The 1,821-nt window shown below is 78.6% G+C and carries 1 protein-coding gene; it reads right to left on the reverse strand.

The annotated features are described in order from the left end of the window. Window positions 1-1,427 (reverse strand): amidohydrolase (locus tag ACWGDE_RS38635; RefSeq protein ID WP_453393765.1); only part of this gene is annotated, 1,427 nt, incomplete at its 3' end. Between the last annotated feature and the right edge of the window lie 394 nt (window positions 1,428-1,821).

A 1,821-nucleotide genomic window follows, 5' to 3' on the forward strand; every position in this document is an offset into this window, starting at 1 on the left:
AGGATGCCCGCGTCGTCGCGGCCCAGGGCCCGCCAGCCCCCGCGCGTGTGGGCGGCGAAGGCGGCCCGTACGGAGATGCGGTGGGCGGGCGTGCGGTGGAAGGCGGCCGCGCGGACGGTGCCCCAGGGGTCGAGCGGCGTGACGGGGGCGTCGGAGCCGAAGGCGAGCGGGACCCCGGCCTTGAGCATGGCCGCGTAGGGGTTGAGGGTGCGGGCGCGCTCGACGCCGAGCCGGTCGGCGTACATGCCCTCCTCGCCGCCCCACAGCGCGTCGAAGGCCGGCTGCACCGAGGCGGTGAGGCCGAGCTCCGCGAAGGCGGCGATGGTGTCCGGGGTCATCATCTCGGCGTGCTCGACGCGGTGCCGGGCGGCGCGGACCCGGCCGAGGCCGACCTTGTCCGCGGCGGCCCTGACCCCCTCGACGACGGCGGTGATCGCGGCGTCTCCGATGGCGTGGAAGCCCGCCTGGAGGCCCGCCTCGGTGCACGCGGCGACGTGGTCGGCGACGATCCGGGCGTCGAGGTAGTCCGTGCCCGTGTGCCCGGCGTCCGCGTACGGGGAGTGCAGGCAGGCGGTGTGCGAACCGAGGGCGCCGTCGACGAAGAGGTCGCCCGCGGCCCCGACGGCGCCGAGCTCCTTGACCATGCCGAGGTCGCGGTCGGCCCAGTAACCGAAGACGCGGGGGCCGGGGTGACTGCGCGCCAGGTCCAGCAGCGCCGCGAAGTCCTCCGGGGAGGAGATCTCGGGGCCGCCGCACTCGTGGACGGAGCCGATGCCGAGCGAGGCGGCCCGGTCCAGGGCGGCCCGCTGGGCCTCGGCGCGCTGGGCCGGGGTGAGGGCGTCGAGCGCGGCGCGGCGTACGGCGTGGTGGGCGTCGCGGGTCAACGGCTCGTCGGGGGCCGCCTCCACGCCGGGTACGAGCCGGAGCAGGGCGGTGGTGACCACCGCGGAGTGCGCGTCGATGCGGCTGAGGTAGAGCGGCCGGCCGTCGGCGGCTTCGTCGAGCTCGCTCCGCAGCGGGGCGCGCCGCTCGGGCCAGCGGGAGGCGTCCCAGCCGTGGCCGAGGAGCACCCGGTCGGCGGGGCGGCTCCTCGCGTACGCGCGCACGCGCTCGAGGGCTTCGGGGAGGGAAGCGGCCGTGGCCAGGTCCAGCCCGGTGAGAGCCAGGCCGGCGGAGGTGGTGTGGACGTGGGCGTCGGTGAAGGCGGGGGTGACCAGCGCGCCGCCGAGGTCGACGACCTCGTCCACGCCCTGGGCGAAGGCGTCGGCCGCGCCTTCGGAGCCGACCCAGGCGATGTGGCCGCGCTCGACCACCATCGCGGTGGCGAAGGGGTCGGCGGGGCTGTGGACCTCGCCGCCGCGCAGGAGGACGGTTCGGTGGTCCACGGTTCCGGCGTCTGCGGCGGAGCCGGCGATGCGGTCTGTCATACGAGAAGTCTCCCCTGTCTCCCCCACTGCCCGCGCCGCACCCCCGACGGGCCGGGCCTTCTTGACGCGCTGTGTCCGGCGGGGCCTGGACGGGGCCGTCTCGCGCGGGTCCTAGCGGTGCCCGGGCGGGGGCAGCCCCGTGCGGGGCCTGGCGGTGCCCGGGCGGGGGCCGTCCTGGGCCGGGCCCGGCGGGGCCTGGGCGGGGGTCACCCGGCGGTGTCTCGGCCGGGGCCGTCCTGCGCAGGGCCCGGCGGGGGGGCGCCCGGCGCTGTGTCTGGGCGGGGGCCGCCCCGTGCGGGGCCCGGCGGTGCCCGGGCGGGGGCCGTCCTGGGCCGGGCCCGGCGGGCGGGTGCGGGTGGTTGGCCCTGCGGGGCGGAGTCCCCTACCCGCCCTT

Source organism: Streptomyces sp. NPDC054956 (assembly GCF_053609185.1).